Consider the following 26,745-nt stretch of genomic DNA (forward strand, 5'->3'; position numbering starts at 1 on the left):
TGGAAGCCCTTCGTTCTTGTTCTATTACTCTACCGAGTAAACCTTTCGGCTGGGCAGCTCCAAGCAATGCAGACGGCCGCCGTATACGGCACCTCCGTCAATGCCGATGATTTTATTTTCACCGTAAAACACATCATGTTTACCGTGCAAAGAACTGGTTGGCGTGTGACCAAAAACAACGGTCTTCTCACCCTGATAGCCTTTATGGAACTCATCACGTATCCACATCAGCAGGTACGGGTCAGTCTCTGCAACCGGAGTCTCGGGATGTACACCCCCGTGAACAAAAATATAATCATCGGTTTCATAATAGCAGTCCAAGCCAGCCAAAAATTCCAGATGCTCTTTGACTGAAGAGATGATTTCCAAGGCCTCCGGTGCGCCAGACTCCGTATCTGCTGCGGCATGACCATAGCTCGCCAACGTCTTTTGGGCACCGTTTCGGAACCATCGTTCGATAAAGACAGGGTCTTGCTCGAATGATTTAACCATCATATGATCATGGTTGCCCATCAACACGATTGCCCCTTCTGCATGGAGCTGTTTTACCTTGTCGACGACTCCTTTCGACTCTGGTCCACGGTCTACATAATCACCTAGCAGGATCAATTGATCGTTTTGTGGATCGTACTGAACTTGCTCCATCAACGATTCCAGTTTCTCCAATTCCCCATGAATATCGCTGATTGCCAACAATCTTTTCATCCTACACCCTTCTTTCGCTCGTCTGCGGCTTCTCTTTCGTTACTGTCATGTCTCCCTATTGTACGCCCCATTTCACCTGATTGCCAGCACGTCTGGCCCTCGAAAGCTTGCAAACACGAAAAAAGCCCAGGCCCAAAATCCTATCAGGCCAAGGCTATTCCATTTCTCCATGCTTATTTACTCGGCATCTCATTCCAGAACGTAATCTCTTCTACATCCAGGCGAGTAGTCGGATGACCAGGCTCTGCTGCCTTGCCGACTGCAATCAACATGACCGTTTCATATTGATCAGGGATTTGGAAAGCTTCCTTGAATTTCTCGCTGTTATAGCCGCCCATTGGCACCGTGTCATACCCTCTTGCCTTGGCAACGAGCATCAATTGCATCGAGACGAGACCTCCGTCTACCAAAGCAATTTCCTTGATGATTGCTCGATCCCGATTCTCATAGCGCTTGTTAATGTTGTCGATGAGTGTAGCTTTTACTTCCTCTGTCATGTAGCCTGCTTCTACCGCTTTTTTGTAAATGCTCCCGGCTTGTTTGTAGCCCTCATAATCAGCCAGGACTGCAATAATCGCCGCAGACTCTACCACCTGCTTTTGGTTAAATGCGATGGGGAGCAGCTTCTCTTTCAATGGCTGTTCATCGATAATCAAAAAACGCCATGGCTGGAGATTGGAGCTGGAAGGTGCCAACGTCGCTTCTTTTAGCATTTCCTTGAGTTCATCCCGCGAGATTTTTGCTGTTGGATCGTAATGACGTACGGAACGACGCTCCCGAATGACGTCCATAAAAGCCTTTTGATCGATGACTTTTTCCATGATTCCATCCTCCAGTGGTAAGTATGCCAATTCAGTAAGTTACTAACTTTATTACGCAACAACTCGTGTTCAAACTGTATCACATACTCCAATTCGCTGGCAATCTTTTTGTATGCCAAAAACGCTTTGGCTAAACGGCTCACATCCTGTCATGAATGCAAGCGCGTCACCAAAGCGTTTATTTATTAAACCGGAGAAAAAGCGGATAGAACGGCTGGCTGTCTCACGGTGTCTCCATTCGGGAGCTCAACAACGAGATAGCCACTCCCTTCGTCCTCAGCTACTTCCCAACTCAATGAAAAAGCTTTGCGGCTAAATGCTTCCTCTTCGTCCAGACAACCAAGCATCGTCTTCAATGTGTCTGACGTAATCGGCACAGGCACACTTGCTCCTTGCTCTTGTGGAAGAGAGAGCAGTTTCGGCGCGTCTTCGAAATATTGCACAGTATCGAGGAGCAGAGAAACCTGCTGCCAGCTTAGCGGTGAAACAAAGGCTTCAAATGCCATCTATTCATCATTCCTTTTATTCACGATGATCTCCATCGAACAGGTTAGCCTGGGCATTAGGCCTTTTCTGTTGGCTTGCAGTGCCAGCTCCGTCTCCTGAGCCTTTTGCAGTCGCTTCGTCCTTCGGTTCATCTGTCGGCAAAACGGTTTCAAAAGCAACTGCTTTTACCCCACCCTCCACCAGTTGTCGGCCGATGCCACCTTGCTCGTTGACGATCACTTGCTCTGTCTCGACAAGGGTCCATTCGTTCTGCGAGGTCCAAGCATAAACTGTTTCCTCGATGAACATCGCAACAAGTTCATGCGGATTATTTTTTCGTTTACGAATCAACTGTACGCCTTTGCCTGCGCGAGCCTGGAGTGGGATCGCAGCAATCGCTGTGCGTTTTACAACCCCTTCAGCCGTCAACAAGCTAAAGGCACGAGAATCGACTTCCTCAATCGGTAGCATCGTGATGACATCGTCGCCAGGAGCAAGTGCGATTGCTTTTACCCCGCTCGACGCTCTACCCGTTGCGCTGACTTCACTACGATGGAATCGAATGCCCATGCCATCTTTCGTAGCACCGAGTATCGCCCCAGCTTCGTCAGCCACAAATACATTCACAAACTCGTCATCGTCTGCTTTCAGCTTCGCAGCTACCAACGCACTGGAACGATTCGTTTCGTATTCGGACAACGCCGTCTTTTTCATCAAACCATTTTTACTTACATGGTACACATACAGCGGTTGTTTGAAGGTTTCTACGATCGTAAAGCCAACGATCCGCTGATTCTTCTCCAACGGGATGATGTTGACGAGGGCGGATCCGATATCCTTCCACTTATCGTCCGGGAAGGCGTTTACCAGTGTAGCGAAGTATTTACCGTCCTGAGTAAAGAAGAGAGCAGTGTGAGACGTATTGGTCTCCATGAAGTAACGGACACGGTCTCCTTCTTTTACCCCACATGTCTCCAGCGTTCCCCCCACTGATTTGAAGGAGCGCGGGCTCGTCCGCTTGATATATCCTTCGTTTGTGAGGGTTACGATGCAATCCTCTGCATTGATTTGCATGGCAATATCGATTTTAATTTCCTCGATCTCGCCCTGAATTTCTGTCAAGCGCTCTTCTGCGTATTTTTTCTTGATCTCGTTCAGTTCGCCTGTAATGACTTGAATCAGCTTTTTCTCGCTCGCCAAAATCGATTTCAGCTCCTCGATTTCTTTTGCCAGCGTAGCCAATTCTTTTTCCAGCTTGACGATATCCAAACGTGTCAAGGAAGCGAGCTGAATGTTCAAGATCGCATCTGCTTGGTTTTCGGTGAAGCCGTATTTCTCCATGATGTTTTTCTTGGCATCTGCACGGTCTTCCGAATCCATAATCGTATCGACGATCTGACGCAAAATGGACTTGGCGCGAATCAAGCCTTCCACGATATGCTCGCGGCTTTGCTTTCGATTCAGATCAAATTGGCAGCGATTCGTGACAACTTCTTTTTGGTGGTCGATGTACGCCCCCAACAAAGCCTTGAGTCCCATCTGGCGGATGGTCCCCTCATGAATCACGTTCATGTTGTAATTGTAATAGATTTGCAGATCCGTATTTTTGTACAGGTAGTTGAGAATCGCCTGCTCATCCGCTTCCTTGCGAATATCCACTACGATACGAACTTTTTTCTGCTCGGCCTCTTTACGACCGGTTTCATCGCGAACCGCCAGTGCTCCCTCGATTTTGCGATCCATTACGAGCTCATCGATTTGACCAACGAGCTTCGACTTGACCACTTCGTAAGGGATTTCGGAAACGACGATTTTTTTGATCTTGCCGCCTTTTGGCTCCTCTACATGGGTCTTCCCGCGAATAATGAATTGACCACGGCCTGTCTCAAACGCCTTGCGAATTCCGGACAGGCCTTGGACAATGCCGCCTGTCGGAAAATCTGGACCTTTGACGTGCTGCATCAGCTCATCCAGCGAGATATTCGGGTTCTTCATTTGTGCAACAGCCGCATCGATGACTTCGCCCAAATTGTGAGTAGGGATGTCCGTTGCAAAACCAACCGCGATCCCGGCAGCGCCATTCACGAGTAGATTGGGAAACCGTGAAGGCAATACTGCCGGTTGTTGAGCGGAGTTGTCGTAGTTCGGGATAAATGTAACCGTATCCTTTTCAATATCGCGCAGTAGCTCATTAGCCAATGCCGACAGTCTGGATTCGGTATAACGCATAGCGGCTGGTGGGTCTGCGTCCAAGCTACCAAAGTTTCCGTGGCCTTGAATGAGCACCTGACGCATTTTCCACCATTGCGCCATCCGCACCATCGTTTCGTAAATCGCCGAGTCACCGTGAGGGTGATAGGTACCCATCACGTACCCGACCGTTTTCGCTGATTTCCGGTATGGTTTATCGTTTGTGTTGCCTTCTTGGTACATGGCATACAAAATACGGCGCTGTACCGGCTTTAGTCCATCGCGAGCATCCGGGATCGCGCGTGAGAGAATAACCAGGTTGGCATAGTCCCCGAAGCGCTTTCCCATAATCTCCGCGAAGCTCTGATTAATAACTTGATTGGACAGCATGCTTATTCATCCTCCCCCACTTCAAAGGTGACGTGGTTCTCGATCCACTCACGCCGAGGTGGGACTTTGTCACCCATCAAAACGGTTACCAGCTTCTCACAGTGAGCGAGGTCTTCCAGTTCAACCTTAATGAGCTTGCGCGTCTCAGGGTCCATGGTTGTTTCCCAGAGCTGGTCGGCGTTCATCTCACCCAAACCTTTGTAGCGCTGCACTTCAGCACCGCGTCCAGCCTTTTTCAACGCCTGTTCCAGCTCGTAATCGCTCCAACAGTAAATCCCCTCTGTTTGCTTGCCCTTGCTCTGCTTTTTCACCTGATACAAAGGCGGTTGGGCAATATACAAGTGACCAGCTGCAATCATCGGGCGCATGTAGCGGAAGAAGAAGGTCAGCAGCAGCGTTTGAATGTGCGAGCCGTCAACGTCCGCGTCAGACATGATAATCACTTTGTCAAATGCACAGTTTTCGATGGAAAACTCTTCGCCAATATCGGTTTCAAGCACCTCTAGGATCGTGCGGAACTCTTCATTCGCCAATACCTCGGAAAGCTTTGCTTTTTCCGTGTTCAACGGCTTCCCGCGCAGGCTGAACAAGGCTTGGAACTCTGAATTACGCGCCTGTTTTGCAGAGCCACCCGCAGAATCCCCCTCGACGAGGAAGAGCTCATTGCGCTTGGAGTCTCTGTATTGCGGCGGAGTAAACTTTTCCGAAATCGATTTGCGCTTTTTCGCGGTTTTGCCTTTCTTGTCGCCGCGCAGGGCTTCGCGTTGTTTGCGCAGCTCTTCGCGAATCTCAGCAGAACGCAACGCCTTGTCAATCAGCAGCTTGCCTATTTCCGGATTTTCCTCGAGGAAGAAGCCTAGCTTTTCGGAAACAATCTGTTCTACGATTGCCCGTGCTTCTTCGTTCCCCAGCTTGTCTTTTGTTTGGGACTCAAACTGGACGTCAGCCATTTGCAATGACAATACACCGAGGAAACCTTCCCGCAAATCGTTTCCAGTCAAGTTCGGGTCCTTTTCTTTCAAGTACCCTTTTTTCCGGGCAAATTCGTTAAAGATCCGGGTCGTACCGTTGCGGAAGCCTGTGACATGAGTTCCGCCATCTGTTGTTACAATTGAGTTGACATAGGACACCAGTGTCTCTGCATAGCCGTCATTGTACTGAAAAGCCAGCTCGACATAGATATTGTCCTTTTCCCCTTCGAAGTAAACGATCGGATGGAGCGTATTTTTCCCCTCGTTCAAGTAAGAAACGTATGATTTCAAGCCATCTTCGAAGTAAAACTCTTCCCGTTTCTTTTCAGGTCCACGCTCGTCAATCAAAACCATGCGCAGCTTTTTCAGAAGGAATGCCGTCTCACGAAATCGATCACGAATCGTCTCATAGTCAAAGCGAGCATTGCCAAACACCTCGTCATCCGGCAGAAAACGTACCGTTGTTCCTGTGCGTTTGGTGTTCCCTGTAATTTCAAGACCGGTAACCGGTTTACCGACATGCTCGGTTCCATTTGCATCCACAACATATTCAAAGCGTTGCTTATGAATTTTGCCTTCCCGGTGGATTTCGACCTCAAGCCATTTGGACAAGGCCACAACGACACTGGAGCCAACCCCGTGCAAGCCACCACTTTTTTTATATCCGCCACCGCCGAATTTACCACCGGCGTGGAGCGTCGTAAAAATAACTTCTGGTACAGGTCGGCCAGTCTTGTGCATACCCGTTGGAATTCCGCGTCCATGGTCTTCCACACTGACACTGCCATCCTTGTACAAAGTGACGATGATGCTATCGTTAACGCCGGCAAGCGACTCGTCTTTGGCGTTATCTACAATTTCCCACAGCAGATGATGCAGGCCACGCGAGCCAGTGGAGCCTATGTACATTCCAGGCCGCTTTCGAACGGCAATCAAGCCTTCTAAGACCTGAATATCTTCTTCTGTATACGTTAGTGTTTGCTGTGTTTCTGTTTCCTTCAATCGCGCTCTCCCCTCTACTCTTCGGACACGTAGAAAAACGATCATGCCTTTTTACTGATGGCTAGCGTCGTATTCACCTCTTTTGAAAAACGCCGAGATGATTCAACCCCCATGAGAGGAACGTTTTCCTAATAAAAGCGAACACTTAATCGCTATTGTACCGTATGGTTCCCATAGTATTCAACGCCAGTAGCAAAATGGGGCAAAAAAGCCACCTCGCCCCTAGCGAGATGGCCGATTCTTCTCAGTATTCCTCGTTTCTCATTTCGTTCTGTACATGACATGCATATTCCATTAATTAGTGTAGCACTAACGGTGAAGATTGGTCAAAATGAAAAACCAAAACATCTGTTTCCCTTTCTCTATTTCTTCCCCCATCAGCGTAAATCCTGCTACTATCAAGGAAAATATGTCAATTGTTCTTACGTAGCGTTCACAACTGTGCCTCAGGTATTTCCATTCATCCGCGCTTTGGCTTTGGGCATCCTAGTAAGGCATCGATTCCTGAGGCCAAAAAGGGGGGAATACTTTTGATCAGTGCTACCAAGCCGTTTGTCAAATTCCATAAGTATGATGCTGAGCTAGCTTCCGACGTTCATGCGTTAAATTCTGCCGGATACAACAGTGATGACATCTGGGTTTTGAAATGGAATCCTGATAAAAATCACTCCAATCAACGAAACAATTTTTATAAATACAGTACCCACTTTGAAAGTGCCGTCGGTCACATTGACAGTATGGCGCATTTCTTTGACAATGGCGGTAAAGAACTCCGTACCCGTCTCGAAAAGCTAGGTCTTACGAAAGACGAGTGCTCGGCATTGGTTCGGGAACTGCAAGAAACGGATTATACATGCCTTCTTGCTGTACGAGACCTTAAGGATAACATTATTAAAATGAATGACTGATCGACCGCAAGAAAAAGCCACTGCTTGGGTTCTAACGCCAGCAGTGGCTTGTTTCGTTTATACCGGGATTACTTGTCTTCTTTAATGAGTTCGATGCCTTCCAGCACTTCGTTCAGCTTCGCGTAAACAGTGCTTTCCTCGTCCTCTTCCAATGGTACCATTTCGCCGCCGTCCACTTGGAATACGAAGATATCCACTTCTTCATCTTCTTCGCTTTCTTCATCTTCCACAGCTTCAGCCAAGGCAATATATTCTTTACCGTTCAGGTCGAACATAGCCAATACTTCGAAATCCCCCAACGGTTCACCATTTTCATCGTCCAATGTGATGATATCGCCCAATTCGAGGTCTTTGTTCTCTTCTGTCAATGTGTTCACGTCCTTATGCTGATATTCGTACTCTGTTCCATCATACCGTTTTTTTCCGGGAGAAGCAAACAGGCGAAAGAATTGATGCCTTCCTTGTCCATGAAAAACAACCTACCACTTGAGGCAGGTTGTTAGCTGATTACTCACTATACTCTTGAAGAACACCTTTTTCAAGTAAAAATGCTTCTTCTGCCTGAAGAATAGTCACGATCGCTTCGCGTTTGACATACATCCCTGCAGATGCCAGACGGCTCTCAATCGCACGAAGCAGTTCTTCAAAATCAATGATCTGTACATCTTGATCACTCACAAAAAAACCTCCCTTTTCCCATGCACCTTTTTCATTGTACACGAACAGGTCGTTTCTTCCAACTCCACCATTTTCGGCGGATTGGTTTTAACAAATAAGCGCTCCAGATGACGAGTACAAACGAAAGAACCACGTACACACATGAGAAAAACAACCACGGGGCAAAACTGATGTCATCGGATTGATCGAATGACTCGCCTAAAATATCGAACAACACGATGATAGGGTTCGTCCCTGCCAGCATCTGCAGCTCATACATGTTCCATACATCCGAATTGACGTACCGTTCTGGATACGTCTGTTGCAAGGACTCACCGATGAAAAAGAACAGCAAACCAGTACCTACTACAAAAAAGAAGGCAATGCCGTATGTGGTGACCGTCGAGATCGACGTTCGTTTAATCCAGGTGGAGCAGAACAACCCCAACGACCCGAGAAAAAACATATTCACCGCGAGAAACAGGACGAGCTGGGCCATTTGTTCCGGGGAGACACTTCCGTAGAGCATCACAATACTGTACAAAGGCATCGATGCAACCAAGAGCAGCGTAGAGAACGCCAAAGACGTAATGAGCTTGCTCAAAATTATCGTGCGCGTCGACAACTGGGTCGTCAGCAAAATATGCAAGGTCTGGCGTTCTCTCTCTCCACTAATTGCTCCAGCAGTCAAAGCTGGCGCTACAAAGCAAACCATCGCGTAGTGTATCCCCGCGGAAATCAGAAACAGATCCCGGTTATCTCCTAACGATTCGGCCTTTAAGGGGTCCATGAGCAAAAAGCCCATCGGTATTCCCCCCATGACAAACAAGTAAACCACTAAAATGAACATGGTCTTTCTCGAGCGGAATCTGTCCCGCATTTCTTTGACCAAAAGAGGATTGAACAAGAAGTCGCTCACTCCATACCGACTCCTTCCGTAATCGCTAAGAAGACGTCTTCTAAATCTTTCTTGGAATCTCCATAGTAGACGACTGCGACCTGCTCATCCAGCAGTTCTTGAAGCAATTCAGCTTTTTGTTGCTCCGTCCCTTGAAAGTAGAAGCGATAGCCTCCCATGTATTCTGTCAATTGATGTACGTACGGAGAACTCGCTAACAGTAGTCCCGCTTTGTCCAAGTTCCGCAGGGCTCTCAGTTGCATCCGGCTTTGTCCTGTGTCCCGATTACTGACCTCATGCACAGAACCATACGCAATTAATCTTCCTTTTTCAATGACACCAATATCATCACACAGCTCGGCTAGCTCCGGCAAAACATGGGAGCTGATAATAATCGTCTTACCCATTGCACGTAATTGCTTCATAATTTCGCGCAATTCGATACGAGCTCTCGGGTCCAGTCCTGACGCGGGTTCATCCAAAATCAGCACGGCCGGATCATGTACGAGACAACGTGCTAGCCCCAGGCGCTGTTGCATGCCTCGAGACAAAGAGTCGACGAAAGCGTCTGCTTTGTGAGACAAATTTACCAGTTCCAAAAGATCACCGACGAGTGCCCGTCTTTTGGAGGCAGGAATTTTGTACGCTCCGGCATAAAACTCCAAATACTCCACCGCTGTCAAATTGTCGTACACGCCAAAAAAATCGGGCATGTAGCCAACAGACTGGCGTACACTCGCAGGATCTTTTCGTACATTGTAGCCGCAGACAAATGCTTCCCCTTCACTCTGTTCCAGAAGGGTAGACAAGATGAGCATCGTAGTAGATTTTCCGGCGCCATTTGGACCAATGAAACCGAACACCTTTCCTGGCTCGATGGAAAGGTTCAAATCCGTCAACGCTTGCAAATTGCCGTATCTTTTTCCTAAATGAACGGTTTCGATTACCATTTCCGCACCCCCTCTACCTGGAAAATTGGCTCTGGTAGAGCTAATCGCGACGTTCCATTGTGGGAAAAGCGAAGCAATAATGTTTGATTTGGCGTCAATACTTGCTAGAGTTCATTATTGAGGACAAGTCTCGTCCCGCGCTCAACAGGTATCCACCTACCGCTCTTTTGGTGGAAGTACTCTATCCGGAAAGGCTTGAACGAGCTGTGATTCAGCGGTACTGTTATTCGCTTTATATTGATCGCCGCTTTATCTGTACGCAATTCAAACGTAATACTGCCCTTCCCAAGCTGCCAAATGTACCCGGTGCTGTCGAAATCTCCTGTCACTTCATACATATCGGCATCAAGCAGGCCATAAGGACTAGTTACTAGACCTTGTTCATTCGGCTGGAATTGAATAGGCTGCTGAATGACATTCCAGTATTGCGCTTGGTGAGGCACCTGCATTGTCATCAGAGGAAGAGGCTCTGTCGTTGTCCCGATGATACTTATCTGATTCCCCTCTTCATACTCAACGACTCTTTCCTGCATTTCTTTGATTCGTTCTTCCATCGTTTGCAATTCGTTTGTTGCTTGTGGTTTTCTTGGCATAAACAAGGGCTCAAGCATACTGTCAATCTGCTTTTCTTCTCCCTTTTTCAATGGACCAAGCGGAATCCGCTGAAAACCAATTTCAATAAAAGTCTGATCGTAGGCAAACTCCGTATTGTTTTTCACGTGACCTTGCAGACGATTCTCATTGATTCGCAAGGAAGTTTCAAAAGCACCCATGTCATGCTTTACCCCGATACCGATTGCCTGTTTCGGTGTCAAATAGGGGAGATTGCGGAAAGAGAGAACCTCATTGCCATCCATTAATCCCTCTGGTCGATAATCATTTCTCCCCAATGTCAAGGGCAGTGCAACGATTGAAGGTTCAAGCTGAACATCGTATTCGTTTTGATCCACTCCCAAAAACGTTGCGGCTGAGCGAATATGAGCCAGAGACTCATCTAATATGTCGATCTTGGTTACGGTGTAGCTGATACTCGTTTTCACAACAGCAGGCTTTCCAACCGCGAATATAGCGACGGTCAAGAAAATTCCTCCAAGCGGGATTACTCCCCACGCCCATTCAGGTTTTCTCATTCTTTTCAGAACGAAGTATGTCAATGGTGCGAGTACAATTACATAGCCGCCCCACAACGCCACCATCCAGATCGGTGGAGGAGTCTGTACTTCAGGAATCTTCTTGCTCAAGTCAAGAAAAGGCCGTGTCATTTGATCCATATAAGGCTTCTCTTCAAAAATCTTCTTGGCACCATGCTGGATCATTGCATTCTGCCACAGTTGTGGATTGAACTGCCACGATGCCAACGGCTCTGCTGTCACATCATAGTTGACAAACAGCAGCAGCCCTCTGCCGTACGATTTTGACACAAATAAGGGCAAGTCACGGTTGTATACACCGATACTGCCATTTGGCGCGACTTTTGCAATGTCATACTCACTTAATGCTTGCTGTAGCTCTATATTACCAGCTTTTCCGGCTTCCACAGGGAGAATATCAGCAAACCGCTGGATCATCCCATCTTGATTGGGACCTGCGGAAACAACCACGATCCCCCCTAGCTGGATCCACTCCTTGATCGCTGCCATCTGTTGATCATTAATCGTGGAGCCACTATTGCCTGCCAGTGCTAACATGTCTATGTTTTCGTAAATCCACGATTGGTCAGGCAACATTTGTTCCGTGAGATTTTGAACGGACAAGGGGCGATTCATTTTGGATTGTGATTGATTGACGGCAAGGAAATGAAACGCATTGCCCTCCTCGCTGATCACCCCAATGGTGCGCCCGTCTGTTGGATAAGAGATACGCAGCTTTTCGCTTTTGACAACTTGACCGTTTTGCGTCACCTGGACGTACCAATCATCGAGCAATATTTGGGAAGGCATATCAAAGTAAACAGTTGTACTCTTTCCTTGCTCAAGCTTTATTGGACGCCGAAGCTTAAATTCATTATTTTTTTTGACTTGTCGCTGCGATAACTCTACAGCCCCTGTGAAATCCTGTTCTTGGCTGGTTACCTTTACGTTTAGTCTCATCCATGATTCATACTTGACGATACCACTTAAAGGTATCTCGAATTGTATGTCTACGTTGCTCTCTGCCATAGCTGGGCGTATCGAAAAGCTAAGCCATGTGATGACAAAGATTAACACCCATTTCCATCTCATGCTTGTTCCTCCGCTCATTTTCGTGACGCCAAAGAGATAACCAGTTGTTGCAGCTGATCAAGGCGTGAGATAAGCAGTAAGTGCTTACCTTTGTTTGCCCAGTTGCCTTTGATCAGCTCTTCAGAGGACTGGTTTCGCAATGGTAGCTCGCGTGTCACAAAAGGCTCTTCACTCACGTTTACTTCCATCAGCGTTCCATTTGGGTGTGTATAGGTCAATCGCGTATCGGAGCTCCACGATGCCCACTGTCCCACTGAAAGCGAGATAACTTTCCCCGTCCGCATTTCCATCAGCTGTACTTCACCGGCTTTATTGAAGGCAAGCAAGCTTCCATCTGGTGACCATTCAGGCTGAGAGCCTTCTACTAGCTTCCATTCTTGGAACGATACTGTGCTGCTCACCCAAATTTCTTCGAGGCCATTTTTAGAGCGGGTAAAGGCAAGCGAATCATCATGTTCAGACCAGCTTGGTGAAGAGTACAATACTCCTTCTTCTTCCTTCAGCAATCGGCTGCTTCCCATGCTGTAAGTCGTTGGCATCTCCACAATCCATAGCCGCGATAATTTTTTATCCTGCTCGACGACAGCGATTTGCTTCCCAGAATTAGACCACGCTACCCCGGTGTATCTTCCTTCGGTTGGCGGCAGCTTGATCGTGACTGGCTTTAATTTCTCATCGATTGGAATGGTTTTCAACTCTGCATTGTTATTGATGTAAGCTAGCTGAGTGGCTTTCTGATCAATATCAACAAGCTCCACGGTTGCTTGTGCTGGCAGCTTAAGTACTTCATGCTCTCGAACGGCAAGAGAGGTATTGTTCCACCACACAAATCCGCCTATGGCAAGGGTGAGAGCAGCAGCTGCGATTCCGCTCCAAACCAACCTCCCCCATTTTTTTGGTGCGGAACTTGGAACTTTTGCCTGCTTGGCTTCGAGATCTCTCATTTTCTGGAGCAATTGTTTTTTGAGGTCTGATTTTAATTGATAATTGACAGGAACCGTTCCGCGCATCTGCTTCAAATGGGCTAGGAGTTGGGTTACAGTCTGATCATCCCATTGATGATCCTGGGGGTGCTTCTCCTCTTCTCTCATTCGGAGTCCCCCCTCTCATACATCTTCTGAAGTTTTTGTAATCCGCGATAAGAAATCATTTTGATACTCGATTCTGTTTTGCCGAGCACCTCAGCTACCTGGCTGATTTTGAGGTCAGCAAAGTAGCGGAGCATCAACACGTCTCGTTGATCCTGAGACAACAAGTCCAGACGATCACGAAGCTGACGAATCTCTTCATTCGTCAGCGCCTGCCGTTCCGGCTGCCATGTGTCGTCCGGTTCTGCTCCTAGAAAATCTTCCTGGTCGACCGGTAACTCCCTGTTTTTCCGCATAAAATCTACATATGTATTGTGAGCAATACGAAAAATCCATGATGCGAAAGGACTTGTTCTGCTATATTGCTCGAATTTTTCTAGCGCTTTTAAAAAGACCACGGTGGTCAAATCATCGGCATCCCACGTACTCTGAACCCGGCATCGCAAATACCGGTTGACGCGATCAAAATATTCGTCATACAGTTCCGTAAATGGACGAGATTCATAATAATCTCCGGATGATGGCCCCGACGGTTGCTTCATAGCCATTCCCATTTGCGTTTTCCTCGGTTTCTTCCAGACTGAAGCATGTTCTCAGAATGGGCTTTCCCCACTGCATTCTGAGACTACTCTAACTAAGTATTACGTATTTCTTAGGAAGAAAGTTTCATAATGCGGCAAAGTTTTTTGAATTATTTACCTAATGCAGCATCTAATGCTAACTGAATGTCTTGAACAGCCTCGATTCCGACCGATAACCGTACCAGTCCCATCGTGATTCCCGTTTCCTTGCGCTGCTCTTCAGAAAAAGCACGGTGGGATGTCGTAACAGGATGAGATACACTCGTCTCCACACCTGCAAGAGACGGAGCCAACTTGATCCAGTCAAGTGCCCGGTAAAAGTCATAGATCTTCGTCTCGTCTGCCAGAACAAAGGATACCATTGCCCCCTGCTTTTGCCGTGAAAAAAAGAAGGTATCCGTAGGACTTGGGTAATACACTTGTCCAACTGCAGGATGCTCACGAAGAAACGCAGCGATCTGGTTAGCATTATCGCATTGTCGTTCCATTCTCACTGCCAATGTTTTCAAGCCACGTGATGTCAACCAGGCCTCAAAAGGACTGAGCGATGCACCGTAGTTGGCTACGATCTCTGTGGCACGCTTGATTGTCGCCTGTGATCCAACCAGAACACCTGACGTCACATCGCTATGTCCACCTATGTATTTGGTTCCACTATGTACCACGAGATCCGCTCCGAATGAAATGGGTTGTACCAAATACGGGGTCGCAAACGTATTATCCACCATGACGGTTAAGCCAAGACTTTTTGCTTCCTTGATCCAGTAAGGCAGATCCACAACTGTCAATAGCGGATTGGTGATGGTCTCCAAGAAAAACAGCCGCGTAGTTGGACGAACATAGTCAGCAAGCTTTGTCATTTGACCAAGCTTGATGCACTCAAGCTCGATTCCAAACCGCGACAGCTCCTTGTGCAGTAGAGCGTAGGTACCGCCATAAATTTCATGGGAAGCCAGCACATGATCGCCAGGGGAAAGAACGGCAAGTAAACCCGCCATGATCGCTCCCATACCGGAGGCAGCACTGACACCTGCTTCTGCGCCTTCTAAAACAGCGATTGCATGAGCCAGCTCCGCTTGGTTAGGATTGCCATTTCGGGTGTACAAGTATTCCCCTTCGCCGACGTAATACTGTTCTACTTCTTCCAAGCCTTCGTAGGCAAAAACGGAGGTTTGATAAATCGGTGTCGTTTTGCTCTTTACTCCCCGCAAAGGGTCATGTCCGATATGTACCGTTTTGGTCTCAAATCGCTCTGCCACATTGATCACCCTTTTAACCCAATCATACCATGCGAGATTGGAAAGGAAACTAGCGGATTGGCAAATGATCGACTATTTGTGTTATAATTCGAAACCGAACCACCCAACAGTACGATACAAAGGAAGGTGCATAAGATGAGAAAGATGATGACAACTCTGTTCACATGTCTGACGGCAATCGCCTTGGTTACGGGTTGTTCTACAGGAAGCAATGAAGCGGCTCCTAATCAACCGACTACGCCAGCAGAGAAACCAGTATCCAAAGAGCCGGCTAACCCTCCGGGCCCAACCGGAGAGAAGAAATACGAGAAGGCTCCGGCTATGCAGATCGACAAAGCAAAGGACTATCAAGCGAAAATCTCTACTTCCATGGGAGACATTACGATCGATCTGTTTGAAAAAGATGCCCCAATTGCTGTCAATAACTTTGTTTTCCTCACAAAGGACAAGTTCTATGACGGCATCACGTTCCACCGGGTCATGAAAGACTTCATGATTCAAACAGGGGATCCATTAGGATCTGGCATGGGAGGTCCTGGTTACACGTTTGAAGACGAATTGAAAAATGGTCATAAATATGAACCAGGCGTGGTTGCCATGGCGAATTCTGGTAAAAACACGAATGGTAGCCAATTCTTCATTGGTTCTGGACCTGACGTGACAGGATTGGACAACTCTCCGAATTACACGATTTTCGGAAAAGTTACGGGTGGCATGGATGTCGTTCAAAAAATCGCAGGAACAAAAGTAAAGAAACACCCACAAACAGGTGAACCAAGTATTCCTGAGCAAACGATTACCATTAAATCCATCGCGATTACGGAAAAATAAGAGCAGCCTCAAACTGCACACGAAAGCCACTTTCTCAACGGGAAAGTGGCTTTTTTTAAAGAGGAAACATCCGTTTATGAAAACACTTTCACAAACCGAAAGATATTGTAAATAGTTCTATGGAACCAATTCCCTCTTGAACCATTCCGATAAGACCGATAGACTTGCAAAAGACCTGATTCGCTTCCGCAATCAAAACGCAAAAAGCGAAAAGGAGTGGTTCACACCATGTTGACACGAGAAGCGCCAACGCGCTTTTTCTTCTTTTTGAACAGTTTTGGCTTGATGCTGTTATGCTTATTTGTCACACCGACAAGTGCAATGGCACCGCAAGCAGTACAAATTCTCCCTGTTCTCGGTAGTGCACAGGCGCCATCGGAACAAGTTTCGAAGAAGGAAAAGAAATCAACCACATCTGCTACAGCAGTAAAACGCGAGTCTGTGCAGGTTAGTCGTGATAGTCGCCCAAAAGTGGTTCGCAATGGAAAAGTGAAGGTTTCGGAGAGGGATATGGAACTGCTCGCCCGGTTAGTGTATGCGGAAGGCCGGGGAGAACCGTATGAAGGACAGGTAGCGATTACTGCCGTTGTATTGAATCGGGTTGCTTCAGATGAATTTCCAAATACGGTACGGGAGGTTATTTATGCTCCCAATGCGTTTTCGCCTGTCCATGACGGCAATTTGACACATAAATCAAATGAAAGTACGAGAAAAGCGGTCCAGGACGCGGTGAATGGAAAGGATCCGAGCAATGGTTCCCTGTACTTCTTCAATCCCGATACGGCTACATCCAAGTGGATTTGGTCACGTCCTGTAACGGTTGAGATCGGTAACCATCGTTTTGCTCGTTAACGCAGTACTTACAGAACAAAATTTAATAATACTTTATTTTTATTTAATTGATGTTTTACTTTTGCTTGCTATGTTGTAGGTGTAAGCACTTTTTCAACGCATTGAGAAAAAGATCGATTATCTTCTTTGGATGACTTTTTAACGTAAGCATGTTTAGATCGATTATTCAATCTGAGTATGCCTACGCTAATAGCTTTGATTGATTGACTGTTTTGGGTGAGAGCAAACCAGTCATAGAACAATCAGTCGTTCTTTTTCTCAATCGCCCCCAATAATTAGGCATTCCCAACTGGGAATGCCCCTTTTTTATTAAAACCCGTATATAGACATACCGCCATCAACCGAAAGCGTTTGACCCGATATGTATGAAGCTGCATCAGAGGACAAGAAAATCGCTGGTCCTACCAAGTCCTCGACATCCCCGATTCGACTACTCGGCGTTCGCTGCAACACCTCTTGGACGAACGCTTCGTCGCTAAGCAAGCTCTCCGTTAATGGCGTACGGAAATACCACGGCGCGATCGCATTTACATTGACACCAAACTTGCTCCATTCTAATGCCAGCACCCTCGTCATCTGGATGAGCCCTGCTTTACTGGCACCATATGCGACACCCGTGCGAAGTGCTACTACACCTGCGACCGAAGCGATATTGACAATTCTACCATAGCGCTGCTCGCACATGATTTTGCCAGCAGCTTGACTCATGAAAAACGCTGCTTTCAAATTCAAATCCACTACCCTATCCCACTCTTCTTCCGTTACCTCATGAGCTTTTTTGCGGATATTCATTCCTGCATTGTTGATCAGGATATGCACACCCCCTAACCCTTCGACTACTTGCTTCACAACACGGTCCGCTGCATCAGATACAGTCAAGTCAGCCTCAACTGGAAAAGCCACTCCGCCTTTTGCTTCAATCTCCGTTACCACTTCTTGCAAATCGGAAGCTGTTCGCGAGACTACCGCAACCTCCGCACCCGCTTCTGCGATTCCCAACGCTAGTGCCTTCCCAATCCCTCTTCCAGCACCTGTTATAATTGCTTTCTTTCCATGCAAATCGAAACGTGTCATTTTCGAAACGACTCCCCTTTCGTTTCCTTAGAGGATTCTGCATCCATCGCCTTTTCCCTTGTCTTTTGCTACAATATACCTGTATGGAAAGGGGGCAGTCTGTTGCGTTTGTACAGTCAAATGACACTCGCCGAGCTGCAGGAGGAAATGGAGCGCCTGCACGTCGAAGCGAAAGAAAAAAAGAAGCTTGGTGATCACTCACAGCTTGCAATCATTACACAAAAATACTTTATGGCGAAATCGTACTATTTAGGAACGGATGAGTTCCGAATCGGCAGCAAATACAGCGTGCCTGATTACGATCAGCCGTTTACAATTGATTATTTCAACGGCGTCTTTGCTTGGGGACGTTTCCCTGATTCGGACGAACAGACAGGCTTTCCAGTAGGAATGCTGGAACTGTGGTTCGACTAGAAAAAAGAGATCGGCACTCGCACTCTTGTGCATGCTGATCTCTTTTTTCTTCTCCGGGCACATGCCGCAGCAGCATGGATATACTAAGAAAAACGAAAGTGAGCCAACCCGCATATGGACTGGATTTCTATCATCCTCTTGGTACTACTGGCGCTCGGTGTCATTGGCAACAACGCAACCGTCTCCATTGCCGTTGCGATCCTTCTCTTAATGAGACTCCTGTCATTGGACCGATATTTCCCAATGCTCGAGCAGCATGGATTACAGCTCGGGATCATTATACTGACGATTGGCATCATGACTCCGCTTGCAAGCGGCAAAATCAATCCTTCCTCCATCTTGGAGATTTTCACGAATTGGCATTCGTTACTGGCCGTCGCCGTCGGTATGTTTGTGGCTTACTTGGCGGGAAAAGGAACCGTCTTGATGACCCAAAATCCCTTGATTGTTACTGGCTTGTTGCTAGGTACAATCGCTGGTGTCACTTTTTTCCGCGGTGTTGCAGTCGGCCCTTTAATTGCAGCAGGTATTCTCGCCTTTATTTTGCAATTTCTCCCGAAGTGATTAGATCCAGCGCTCTTTCAACTGAAGGCCATACGCCAAAATTTGCTGTGGCGTAACCATGCGAAAGCCTTGCTGCGCACGATAATCAATCGTAAGCAGTTCAGACCCGATATAGGCAATGGTTTCGCGATCTATCAGAAACGTCAAAGAATCGACCTGGTAGACTTCATCTTCTGGACCTTGGGTGTCCCACCACAACGCATACTCTACATTCATCCCGCAGCCACCGACTAGCTCACCGTTGATCCTAATGGGCTTGTCTGTACTGGCTATGCGTTCTACTGCCTCTTTTGTCACTTTTACTATCATGTTTGGTGCCACCCTTCTCATGATTTTCCAGCATGCTGAATGCATCATCTCTTACATGATAGCATACAATGCTTGAAAGGCAGCTGAAAGGACGATCATCTATGAACATCTACGAACAAGATGGGATTTTTGTCGCTGAAACGGAGTTCCAATCGGAGCACGTTGTCATTTTTGCGAATACGTGGGAGGAAGCCAAGGAAAAACTACTCGTTCGGCTTCTCGTACTAGAAATGATTGGTTGAGTAAAAAGCGGGTCGCCCAGTGGACCTGCTTTTTTCAATGTGAAAACAACAAGGAGCTACCCATAACCATGACAGATTCGACAACAACAAAAATTGCCGAGCAGCACCTGGTTGCTCAAATCAGACAAGCAACAACCAAAGCCAATCGCAACAATGTCACCCGCACACAAGCATACCTCGCCTTTTATCTCGAGCACCAAGAGGTTCACTGGGCGTTATTGGCCCATCTGGTCTCACGAAATGGCGGGTGGAACATGACCGATTTAAAAGGGGAATGGCTACCGCTTATCATGGATACACAAGCAATCGAGCCTTTTTTTTGGTTTTTAGAAAGATGTAACTGGTTGATTTTTCACGATGCCTACCCACAATTACTACTGTATGCGGAGATGAAACGTACGGGGACAGATTTAACAAAGCTTTTGGCGCCACTTGGGGTTTCAGTCTTTATGCAATCGTATTGGCAAGAGTTCCTCGCCTCAAAAGACAGCGCGCGCATTACACATGCACTCATCGTTAATGAACAGCAATATATCGAACAACGTGTCGTACAGAAGCCGTTTACACTGAATCGTATTTTCGCTTCGTTTGCTTTCGTCGCCCAATCTGCTCTTTCGATGAATCAAGTGCTCATTCCTTATAAAGCGCATCCTACTGATCGCCGACTTAGCTTGATCGGGTTGAATGTTCATCATTTTCCCGACGTCAGAAACCGCATTCAGGTTGGAAAAACGTTGTATCAGCAATTGTTTGGGGATCCTTTTCGCTTCGAAAAAATGCTCTCCTATTGCTCTCGTATTCCTCATACAGGCTCACGAGCGGATTATTGGCCGCATTTGTTCACACCTCATCATACTGATTCCATCACAGAAGATGAGTACCAACTACGATTGGATGGACATGAGTTGCTAGAAGGAAGCCCGAAGATATACAGCCCACGTCTTCAAGATGCATGGGCTGATTATGGACACGATCCGGCAGATGGGGTAGATTGGTTTCGAGATAAAAAATGGCACAAGGTCATGAAAGAACCCGCTTCATTGCCTTCCATCGACAGTGATTCTTATGTGCGTTCCTTGCAATGGATCGAATACGGAGTCAAACTCGTCTCAGCAATCACGTAGCCTGGAGAGGAGATCAGCCTCATGGAAAAATGGATGCAAGAAATGACGTTGAATCAAACAAATTTTTTGCTATCCTGCCAATTGCCGAGCGGTACCTTTCGCCTTGGCCCCAATCGTGATCAAATCAATCCGTACTTCACCAACCTCGGAATTCTTTCCCTCATCCGCATGAAGGAAGTAGAGGCTGTTCGCGGTCATCTCGATTGGTATTTGCGGAACCTAAATGCAGACGGCTATATCAATGATTTTCGTCTTGAACATGGCAGAGAAATCGATACCGGCACAAATGATAGCGAAGATAGCTACCACACTACTTATTTCAGCCTGCTTGCGGAATGGATACGAGCAACGGGGCGTATGGACTGGCTGCATGCCAACCACGTTAAACTCTTGTCCCTTCTGCAAGCAGTTGCCCGCCTTCAACAGAAGGACGGTCTGACCTGGGCGAAGCATTCGTATCGGGTTAAATATTTGATGGACAATTGCGAGGTGGCCAAGGGGCTGGAAGATGCATCGTATTTATTTTCGTTGATCGGAAATGTGGAGGCTGCCGAGGAAGCGGCTGCACGCGCCAAAGCCTGCGAGCTCGGCATCAGTGGAATGTACAGTCGGATTCGCAAGTCGTATGCAATGTATGATCGTACTTACCCCGGCTGGCGAAAATGGTACCCGGACGTCACTTCCCAAGCGTTTCCCATTGTCTACAGCTTGACAGATGCCAATACCGCCTCGCTACTCTACCAGAGGATCACGGATGCGTTCCCGCATTTTGATACGTTTCAAACTGGTGATTTGTATCCGTGGATGACGATGGGGGTATGTGCGCAATTGATGGGTGATAAAACACGGGTGAAGACGATGCTCGTGACCGCCACAGACTTGTACATACAGGGTCCTAGGTACCCGTACTGGCTAATTCAAGATGCCGGGCGCTATATTGAGTTATTACTGGACGTGGATTTATGAGGCTCAGATAGGAGTTGCTTTACCCAATGATAGCAACGCTCGAGTTGCTCGTCTGTTACTTGGTCGGAACGATGCTCGAACATAATCTTAACGTGCGGGTTTTCCTTCCGGATGATTGTCAGGTAGTCCTCAATCGGGGCCCATCCTTCATCCGGTTTGCATTCGGGAAGAACGGGAAAGTGAACGAATTCAACTGTATCAGCGGTCATCTTCATATTTTTCAAATGGATGCTCCACGCGTATTTTGCATACGTTTGGATGACTTTACGGGCATTGAAAAACGGGTCGATTTTTTCTTGCAGGAATAATCGCCCAGTATCGAGACAGAGCTTGATCATTGGATACTTCTGTAGCAAGTGCTCTAAAAATTCTGTCTCATACACATATCGGTTGAGTGCATCAAATTCAAGGACTGGCATGAAGCGAAACTCCTTACCTTTCTCAGCCAACCACGCAAACAGCTGCTCACTACGACTTTGAAACTCTGCTTCCGTGTAGGCATGCTCCCATACATAGTCTCGTGAATCATGAAATCGCCATACACTCCAGTCGACGCGATCATCCAAAATGACGGGCTTCGGATAATGGAATAAGACATAGGTTGGCTGAATGAATGCCATATACGCCAGTTCCCGCTCTATCCTCTCAAGTGCATCGGCTTTCGTCTGATCATGAGCATCCATGAATAAAGCATCCCGCAGCTCGGATTGACCTGCACGCAGAGGAAAATGAACACCTATCGCAAATCCTTTTGCTTGAGATTCACGCTGTAGGATTTGGATATCCTCCTCCGAATCAAACAAACATGCCTCTATTCCGTAAAAGCCCTCCTTAAAGTCTCGTGCGTATTGTGCCTGATCAAAACCTCCATATTGACCAATCATGAAATTTTTCATTCGAGGGTTTCCTCCTATTTGCCGACGATATAGAAAACGCGGGAAAGCTATCCCCGCGCTTGCTCTACTTTCTTTCAATTTTCGTACCTGAGTCGTGCGTCACCACGAGAAATGGGGTCAATTCCCCTTCCTCCCAATAAAAAGGCAAGACAGAAATCGGCACTTGCCCTTTCGATGCAAAATCATAGGTGAGACGCGCTAACAGGTGGGCCCCGGCTTCTCCTGTCATATCCGCCACGATCAGCACATCCTGATGCGGAATCGCGACACCAAGTGAGTCCCCTTGCTTCTTCTGATCCATCTCCGCTAGAAATGAATCAAGCAAAATTCGGCTTGCCGCGTAACCATCTGCCGGACTAATAAAATGGATGCGCTGGCCTCCTACCTCTTGTGACTTCACTGAAAAGGGTAGCTTTCGCAAGTTTTCCATCGCGTAGGAATGAAGCTGCTCACTCGTCCAGCCTGCTTCCTCCAGCATCCGCTTCTCAATCAATGCGTAGCCTTCGCCTTGATCTAGGGCGTACAGTACATACGTATCAGCTGTATGCTCCTTCACCACCCACCGCTCCGGGTACTTGTTGATCATAGAGGCATGACGCAAAACCGGATAGATGTTATGCTCTTGGCCGTTTACTCTTAGTTGTCGGTCCAACTCCATCACTCCCTTCCCTTCGTGCATTACCAAGGTGGATTATCATCGTCCTCTGTAGGCGTGCTCACCGGGGTATATGCAACGTTCTGGCTTCTTTCTTCGATTTCTTTCACGATATCTGTCAATGCCTTTGGCTTTAAAAACTCAACAGGGGACATGCCACGCTCGAACTGTAGCTGCTCGCCCTCTAATAGCACCAAATAACGCCCGTTCACTTTGGCGATATGCAGGCTGGTGCCGTAATCGGCCAATAACGTGCGGATCTGCATATGATCCAGCTTGAACTTCAGCTCGACCTCTGGTTGGCGATCTGTAATGATTTGCATCGCTTCCATCACGGTCTCATGCTCCCATTTTTCTGCCAGCTCCCGCTTAGGACTTGCGGCAATGAGTTCGATTGCTTCCTCTTCCCGTATCCGCTCTTCGGACTCTTCAGGATACGTATATTCGATATGCTGTCTCGCCAATGAAATGACTTCTTCAGAGACGATCTGTGTCATCGTCTGTGGATACTCGATAAAGCGCAGAAATTCCTCGAAATACCGCGCGTGGGAGAACTGATGAATTTTCACGTGATACGGGTCATTCATCCCTGATTCGATCATGTACGGATACATAAGCGATTTCATGTTTTTGGCATTGATCGCCATGCGTACATTCGATATGAGGCTCTTCTCATCTGTGATGACCGCTGTTTTTTGTTCGAAATCGCATTTTAAAATAAAGACATAGCGCTCGTCAATCAGCTCTAACCTCGTTCGTACCACAATCATGACTCCGCCTCTCACTTGAGAGGTTCGCAAATACGACTGAATCAGCTCCTGACAGGGCTCCTTGCTCTCCCCTGACGTTTCTGCTGCCAACAATCGATTCAAGAGGGCATAGTTGGGGTTCGAGTCCAATGGATGTCCAGGCTCCAACACAAATTGCCCCAGTTTTGTCGGCGTGCCTTCTGTCTTTGGATTCATCTCGACTTTTCTTTTCGCAATCCGGGCGAATTCCCCATCGAGAAAATCTTTCAGCTCACTTCTCTGATATTCATCATGGCTCAAATAGCGCGTCATCCGCACTTGTTTAATGCCATCCTCTTCTTCAGGCTGTTCCATTAGATAAAAGGATAACCAGTCAATTGTAAAATTCATACCCTTCGCTCCTGTCTGCATGTAACGAACTGATTATAGCAAACCTATTGAAAAAAAGGTCAGCTTTTTCAAATCATGATAAGATGAAGGGAGGAGGGGAAAATCACACAATGTGGACTCGTATGAAGGCATGGTGGAACGAAACGATACGCGATAAGCCGTATCAGCCCGGCCACCTAGCAGGTCAGTATGAAATAACAAAAGTATTAGGGATGGGAAGCTACGGGATCGCCTATCTCGCGACGCACAACCCTACAGGTAATCAGGTCGTGCTGAAACAAGTGAAACCAAGCCTGCGGCACACGCCAAAAGGAGAAGCTATGCAAGCGTATGAAAAAAAGGTGCTGACGTCCCTCTCGCATCCGCAAATCCCTCGCTGTCTGGATTCCTTCACTTATCGGCAAGACTCGTTTATGGTCATGACTTATATAGCAGGCCCGACACTCGAAGATATGTTGTTTGATCAAAACATCGTGGCGAATGAGCAAAAATGCGCCGAATGGATCCGCCAAATCGGGGAACTGGTGGCTTACCTCCACGAGCAAAATCTGATTCACCGCGACGTGCGTATCCCCAACGTCATCTGGAAAGAGGACAAGCCGTACCTGATTGATTTTGGCCTCGCTCGGTTCGTTGGTGATCGCCCGACTTACACAGCTGATACCCTTTCCGCCTACCCGTCTGAAAAACAATTGAAGCGAGAAGTTGCGCCTTCCAGTGATTTGTACGCATTGGGACATTTCTTTTTATTCTTGCTCTATTCCGGATACGAAGCGGAAGCGGACGCACTTGAAAAAAGCTGGGAAGAGGAGCTCTCGTTATCCCCATCCATTCGAATGATGATTCGGCGTTTGTTACAAATGGACGCCCCTTATGAAAGCGTACATGATTGGCTCAGAGAGCTGGACCGCTATTTGATTCACTCCCAAGAAAAAAGAGCAGGACATCCGTAGACTTCACGGATTCTCCCTGCTCTTCTTCGTCATTCATTCTGCAATCGGCTCTTGTTTCGCCTGTTCCATCTTTTCCTTCAGTTCCCCTGCTTCCTGGCGCAGCACTTGTCGTTCGTGTTTCGTCAGAACTTCTCCACCAACTGTGCCATTTACCAGCAAATCCTCTTCATATAACCGATCTTTGCGCATGGAAACCTCCTGCAGACAAGTTGTGTACTTCTTGTCCTACTTTGTTCCAAAGCCGCCCTTCTTATGTGCACGATTTTGATTCCGTTTTGCTGGGCTCGCATTTTTTGCTGGAGCTCCTGACTTTTGTGCTGGAGCGGGCTTTCGTACAGGACGCGGATCTTCCAGCGCTCCGTGCGTCATGAATTTTTCAGCAATAGGCAAGCCTGTTTGCTTCGAAAATTTTTGGACGATGAACTGTTCCTGTGTCGTAATGATCGAAAATACCAGTCCGGCACGCCCCATACGCCCAGTTCGGCCACTGCGATGAATGTACGTGTCAGCATCCGATGCAGGATCGTAATGAACAATACATTCCACACCTGGAATATCAATGCCACGTGCCGATACATCTGTCGTAATCAACACAGGGAATGCTCCATCCCGGAATTGTTGCAAGGTGCGGGCACGATCTTCTTTCGTAGCATCACGGTGCAGGAGTCTGCACGGCAAATGATGGTAGTTGAGCTTCGATACAATCTCGTCCACTTTTTCGATTTGATTGACAAAAACAATTGAGGAGCGAACATTGACGAGGCGCAACAAACGACGGAGCGTGTCCACCTTTTTGCGTGGATCGGTGACCAAATACATGTGTGCTACTCCTGCGGCGCCTTCTGGTGCTGCTGCGCGAATAACAGCAGCATCTTTTGTAAAAATTTCAGCCGTATGTACGACTTCCTCTGCGATTGTCGCGGAGAATAACAGGCGTTGAGTATCACGTAGTGTTTTTTTCATGACCTCTTGAACCGGCTTGCCAAAGCCCGCATCCAGCATCCGGTCTGCCTCGTCGACAACAACTGTCTTCACTTCATGGACCTTTAGCTTGCGCTGATCAATTAGCTCCAGCAGTCTTCCTGGTGTTGCTACGATCAATACAGGCTTCTTTTTCAGTTTCTCGATTTGGCGTTTCACATCGACTCCGCCAATAATGGACATCACGGCCGTGTCCTTGCCTGGCAGAAGGCTTTCTGCTTCCCGCGCAATCTGAACAACGAGCTCATGCGTCGGTGCAAGTACAATGGCCTGTACATCTTTTTGCTCCATATTGATTTTCGATAAAATCGGCAATAGATAAGCAAACGTCTTGCCTGTCCCAGTCGGTGATTCAATCAAAGCATCTCGACCGGCCAGAATCACCGGGATTGCTTCACTCTGAACAGGTGTCGGTGTTTCCATCTTTCGCTCTCGCAATATAGTCAACAGCCGTGCGCTAATTTGTAAATCTGCAAACGTGGTGCTCACAAAAACCCTCCTGGCATAAATTCGTGCATTGGGTAAGCTTACCACACTTTGCAGGTAGAAAACAGAGGTAAGCCAGTCCTCGTGAGGTATGGTCCATCGGAGCTAGATAAAAACAGGCGAAATCCGCA

Annotated in this window: 29 protein-coding genes; 9 read left to right on the forward strand and 20 right to left on the reverse strand. The window is 47.4% G+C overall.

Annotation, left to right across the window (positions count from 1 at the left end; all coding sequences use genetic code 11):
* Positions 1-24: 24 nt before the first annotated feature.
* The 5 genes from ACM6JA_RS07220 to ACM6JA_RS07240 all read right to left on the reverse strand — a co-directional run bounded on the left by ACM6JA_RS07220 (position 25) and on the right by ACM6JA_RS07240 (position 6,610).
* Positions 25-705 carry a metallophosphoesterase family protein gene (locus ACM6JA_RS07220; protein WP_007718809.1) on the reverse strand — a complete coding sequence of 227 codons (681 nt, stop codon included), beginning with the start codon at positions 703-705 and terminating at the stop codon, positions 25-27.
* Between the two features lie 173 nt (positions 706-878).
* The gene (locus tag ACM6JA_RS07225) at positions 879-1,526 is read right to left on the reverse strand and encodes a nitroreductase family protein (protein WP_414851773.1); all 648 of its coding nucleotides are present in this window, start codon (positions 1,524-1,526) and stop codon (positions 879-881) included.
* A 185-nt stretch (positions 1,527-1,711) separates the two neighbouring features.
* The gene (locus ACM6JA_RS07230) at positions 1,712-2,032 is read right to left on the reverse strand and encodes a hypothetical protein (protein ID WP_414851774.1); all 321 of its coding nucleotides are present in this window, start codon (positions 2,030-2,032) and stop codon (positions 1,712-1,714) included.
* A 16-nt stretch (positions 2,033-2,048) separates the two neighbouring features.
* Positions 2,049-4,592 carry a DNA topoisomerase IV subunit A gene (parC, locus tag ACM6JA_RS07235; RefSeq protein WP_414851775.1) on the reverse strand — a complete coding sequence of 848 codons (2,544 nt, stop codon included), beginning with the start codon at positions 4,590-4,592 and terminating at the stop codon, positions 2,049-2,051.
* 2 nt (positions 4,593-4,594) lie between these two features.
* On the reverse strand, positions 4,595-6,610 hold the full coding sequence (locus ACM6JA_RS07240) for a DNA gyrase/topoisomerase IV subunit B (RefSeq protein ID WP_414851776.1): 2,016 nt from the start codon (positions 6,608-6,610) through the stop codon (positions 4,595-4,597).
* 485 nt (positions 6,611-7,095) lie between these two features.
* Here ACM6JA_RS07240 and ACM6JA_RS07245 point away from each other — a divergent pair, with 485 nt between their 5' ends.
* Positions 7,096-7,473: a general stress protein gene (locus ACM6JA_RS07245; protein WP_414851777.1), complete on the forward strand. Its 378-nt coding sequence runs from the start codon at positions 7,096-7,098 to the stop codon at positions 7,471-7,473.
* Between the two features lie 68 nt (positions 7,474-7,541).
* Here the strand turns inward: ACM6JA_RS07245 and ACM6JA_RS07250 are convergent, their stop codons facing one another.
* The 8 genes from ACM6JA_RS07250 to ACM6JA_RS07285 all read right to left on the reverse strand — a co-directional run bounded on the left by ACM6JA_RS07250 (position 7,542) and on the right by ACM6JA_RS07285 (position 15,137).
* Positions 7,542-7,841, reverse strand: coding sequence for a DUF1292 domain-containing protein (locus ACM6JA_RS07250; RefSeq protein ID WP_007718819.1), 300 nt, complete (start codon positions 7,839-7,841; stop codon positions 7,542-7,544).
* A gap of 139 nt (positions 7,842-7,980) precedes the next feature.
* Positions 7,981-8,193 carry a hypothetical protein gene (locus tag ACM6JA_RS07255; RefSeq protein ID WP_017249136.1) on the reverse strand — a complete coding sequence of 71 codons (213 nt, stop codon included), beginning with the start codon at positions 8,191-8,193 and terminating at the stop codon, positions 7,981-7,983.
* On the reverse strand, positions 8,183-9,049 hold the full coding sequence (locus ACM6JA_RS07260; protein ID WP_414851778.1) for an ABC transporter permease: 867 nt from the start codon (positions 9,047-9,049) through the stop codon (positions 8,183-8,185). Before ACM6JA_RS07260 ends, ACM6JA_RS07255 begins: the two co-directional genes overlap by 11 nt.
* Complete coding sequence (locus ACM6JA_RS07265) at positions 9,046-9,978, reverse strand: ABC transporter ATP-binding protein (protein WP_414851779.1); 933 nt, start codon at positions 9,976-9,978, stop codon at positions 9,046-9,048. The genes ACM6JA_RS07260 and ACM6JA_RS07265 overlap by 4 nt, the downstream gene beginning before the upstream one ends.
* A gap of 104 nt (positions 9,979-10,082) precedes the next feature.
* On the reverse strand, positions 10,083-12,200 hold the full coding sequence (locus ACM6JA_RS07270) for a hypothetical protein (protein ID WP_414851780.1): 2,118 nt from the start codon (positions 12,198-12,200) through the stop codon (positions 10,083-10,085).
* Positions 12,201-12,214: 14 nt separating this feature from the next.
* A complete protein-coding gene (locus tag ACM6JA_RS07275) occupies positions 12,215-13,291 on the reverse strand; it encodes a TolB family protein (RefSeq protein WP_414851781.1) in 1,077 nt (358 codons plus the stop codon).
* Positions 13,288-13,842: an RNA polymerase sigma factor gene (locus tag ACM6JA_RS07280; protein WP_007718835.1), complete on the reverse strand. Its 555-nt coding sequence runs from the start codon at positions 13,840-13,842 to the stop codon at positions 13,288-13,290. The genes ACM6JA_RS07275 and ACM6JA_RS07280 overlap by 4 nt, the downstream gene beginning before the upstream one ends.
* A 137-nt stretch (positions 13,843-13,979) precedes the next feature.
* A complete protein-coding gene (locus tag ACM6JA_RS07285; protein WP_414851782.1) occupies positions 13,980-15,137 on the reverse strand; it encodes a trans-sulfuration enzyme family protein in 1,158 nt (385 codons plus the stop codon).
* 126 nt (positions 15,138-15,263) lie between these two features.
* On the opposite strand from ACM6JA_RS07285, the gene ACM6JA_RS07290 reads away from it, so the two are divergent.
* Both ACM6JA_RS07290 and ACM6JA_RS07295 read left to right on the forward strand, forming a co-directional pair.
* Positions 15,264-15,959, forward strand: a complete 696-nt coding sequence (locus ACM6JA_RS07290) for a peptidylprolyl isomerase (protein ID WP_414851783.1) — start codon at positions 15,264-15,266, stop codon at positions 15,957-15,959.
* Positions 15,960-16,187: 228 nt separating this feature from the next.
* Complete coding sequence (locus ACM6JA_RS07295; RefSeq protein ID WP_414851784.1) at positions 16,188-16,811, forward strand: cell wall hydrolase; 624 nt, start codon at positions 16,188-16,190, stop codon at positions 16,809-16,811.
* Between the two features lie 309 nt (positions 16,812-17,120).
* On the opposite strand, the gene ACM6JA_RS07300 is transcribed toward ACM6JA_RS07295, so the two are convergent.
* The gene (locus ACM6JA_RS07300) at positions 17,121-17,885 is read right to left on the reverse strand and encodes an SDR family NAD(P)-dependent oxidoreductase (protein ID WP_414851785.1); all 765 of its coding nucleotides are present in this window, start codon (positions 17,883-17,885) and stop codon (positions 17,121-17,123) included.
* Positions 17,886-17,987: 102 nt separating this feature from the next.
* Between ACM6JA_RS07300 and ACM6JA_RS07305 the strand changes: the two genes are divergently transcribed.
* Together ACM6JA_RS07305 and ACM6JA_RS07310 are read left to right on the forward strand one after the other, a co-directional pair.
* Positions 17,988-18,299, forward strand: a complete 312-nt coding sequence (locus ACM6JA_RS07305; protein WP_017249145.1) for a YfhH family protein — start codon at positions 17,988-17,990, stop codon at positions 18,297-18,299.
* A gap of 114 nt (positions 18,300-18,413) precedes the next feature.
* Positions 18,414-18,863 carry a DUF441 domain-containing protein gene (locus ACM6JA_RS07310; protein WP_414851786.1) on the forward strand — a complete coding sequence of 150 codons (450 nt, stop codon included), beginning with the start codon at positions 18,414-18,416 and terminating at the stop codon, positions 18,861-18,863.
* Here ACM6JA_RS07310 and ACM6JA_RS07315 read toward each other — a convergent pair whose 3' ends face one another.
* Entirely contained in the window at positions 18,864-19,172 is a 309-nt protein-coding gene (locus tag ACM6JA_RS07315; protein WP_007718845.1) for an iron-sulfur cluster biosynthesis family protein, read from the reverse strand.
* Between the two features lie 101 nt (positions 19,173-19,273).
* On the opposite strand from ACM6JA_RS07315, the gene ACM6JA_RS07320 reads away from it, so the two are divergent.
* The 3 genes from ACM6JA_RS07320 (at position 19,274) to ACM6JA_RS07330 (ending at position 21,504) form a co-directional block, all read left to right on the forward strand.
* Positions 19,274-19,414, forward strand: coding sequence for a hypothetical protein (locus ACM6JA_RS07320; RefSeq protein WP_007718846.1), 141 nt, complete (start codon positions 19,274-19,276; stop codon positions 19,412-19,414).
* Between the two features lie 68 nt (positions 19,415-19,482).
* Complete coding sequence (locus tag ACM6JA_RS07325; RefSeq protein ID WP_414851787.1) at positions 19,483-20,538, forward strand: DUF2515 family protein; 1,056 nt, start codon at positions 19,483-19,485, stop codon at positions 20,536-20,538.
* A gap of 21 nt (positions 20,539-20,559) precedes the next feature.
* Positions 20,560-21,504, forward strand: a complete 945-nt coding sequence (locus ACM6JA_RS07330) for a hypothetical protein (RefSeq protein WP_414851788.1) — start codon at positions 20,560-20,562, stop codon at positions 21,502-21,504.
* Here the strand turns inward: ACM6JA_RS07330 and ACM6JA_RS07335 are convergent.
* From ACM6JA_RS07335 to ACM6JA_RS07345, 3 genes are all read right to left on the reverse strand, one after another.
* Positions 21,471-22,400, reverse strand: coding sequence for a sugar phosphate isomerase/epimerase (locus ACM6JA_RS07335; protein ID WP_414851789.1), 930 nt, complete (start codon positions 22,398-22,400; stop codon positions 21,471-21,473). The two genes, ACM6JA_RS07330 and ACM6JA_RS07335, sit on opposite strands and share 34 nt — an antisense overlap.
* Positions 22,401-22,464: 64 nt before the next feature.
* Positions 22,465-23,079, reverse strand: coding sequence for a DUF1444 family protein (locus ACM6JA_RS07340; protein ID WP_414851790.1), 615 nt, complete (start codon positions 23,077-23,079; stop codon positions 22,465-22,467).
* Positions 23,079-24,194, reverse strand: coding sequence for a DUF3900 domain-containing protein (locus ACM6JA_RS07345; RefSeq protein WP_069844740.1), 1,116 nt, complete (start codon positions 24,192-24,194; stop codon positions 23,079-23,081). Before ACM6JA_RS07345 ends, ACM6JA_RS07340 begins: the two co-directional genes overlap by 1 nt.
* A 110-nt stretch (positions 24,195-24,304) precedes the next feature.
* On the opposite strand from ACM6JA_RS07345, the gene ACM6JA_RS07350 reads away from it, so the two are divergent.
* The gene (locus ACM6JA_RS07350) at positions 24,305-25,147 is read left to right on the forward strand and encodes a serine/threonine protein kinase (protein WP_414851791.1); all 843 of its coding nucleotides are present in this window, start codon (positions 24,305-24,307) and stop codon (positions 25,145-25,147) included.
* A gap of 33 nt (positions 25,148-25,180) precedes the next feature.
* On the opposite strand, the gene ACM6JA_RS07355 is transcribed toward ACM6JA_RS07350, so the two are convergent.
* Positions 25,181-25,336, reverse strand: a complete 156-nt coding sequence (locus tag ACM6JA_RS07355; protein ID WP_007718860.1) for a hypothetical protein — start codon at positions 25,334-25,336, stop codon at positions 25,181-25,183.
* 36 nt (positions 25,337-25,372) lie between these two features.
* Positions 25,373-26,617, reverse strand: a complete 1,245-nt coding sequence (locus ACM6JA_RS07360; protein ID WP_414851792.1) for a DEAD/DEAH box helicase — start codon at positions 26,615-26,617, stop codon at positions 25,373-25,375.
* Positions 26,618-26,745 lie beyond the last annotated feature (128 nt).

The sequence above is a fragment of the Brevibacillus sp. IT-7CA2 genome (assembly GCF_949767855.1).
GTDB lineage: Bacteria > Bacillota > Bacilli > Brevibacillales > Brevibacillaceae > Brevibacillus.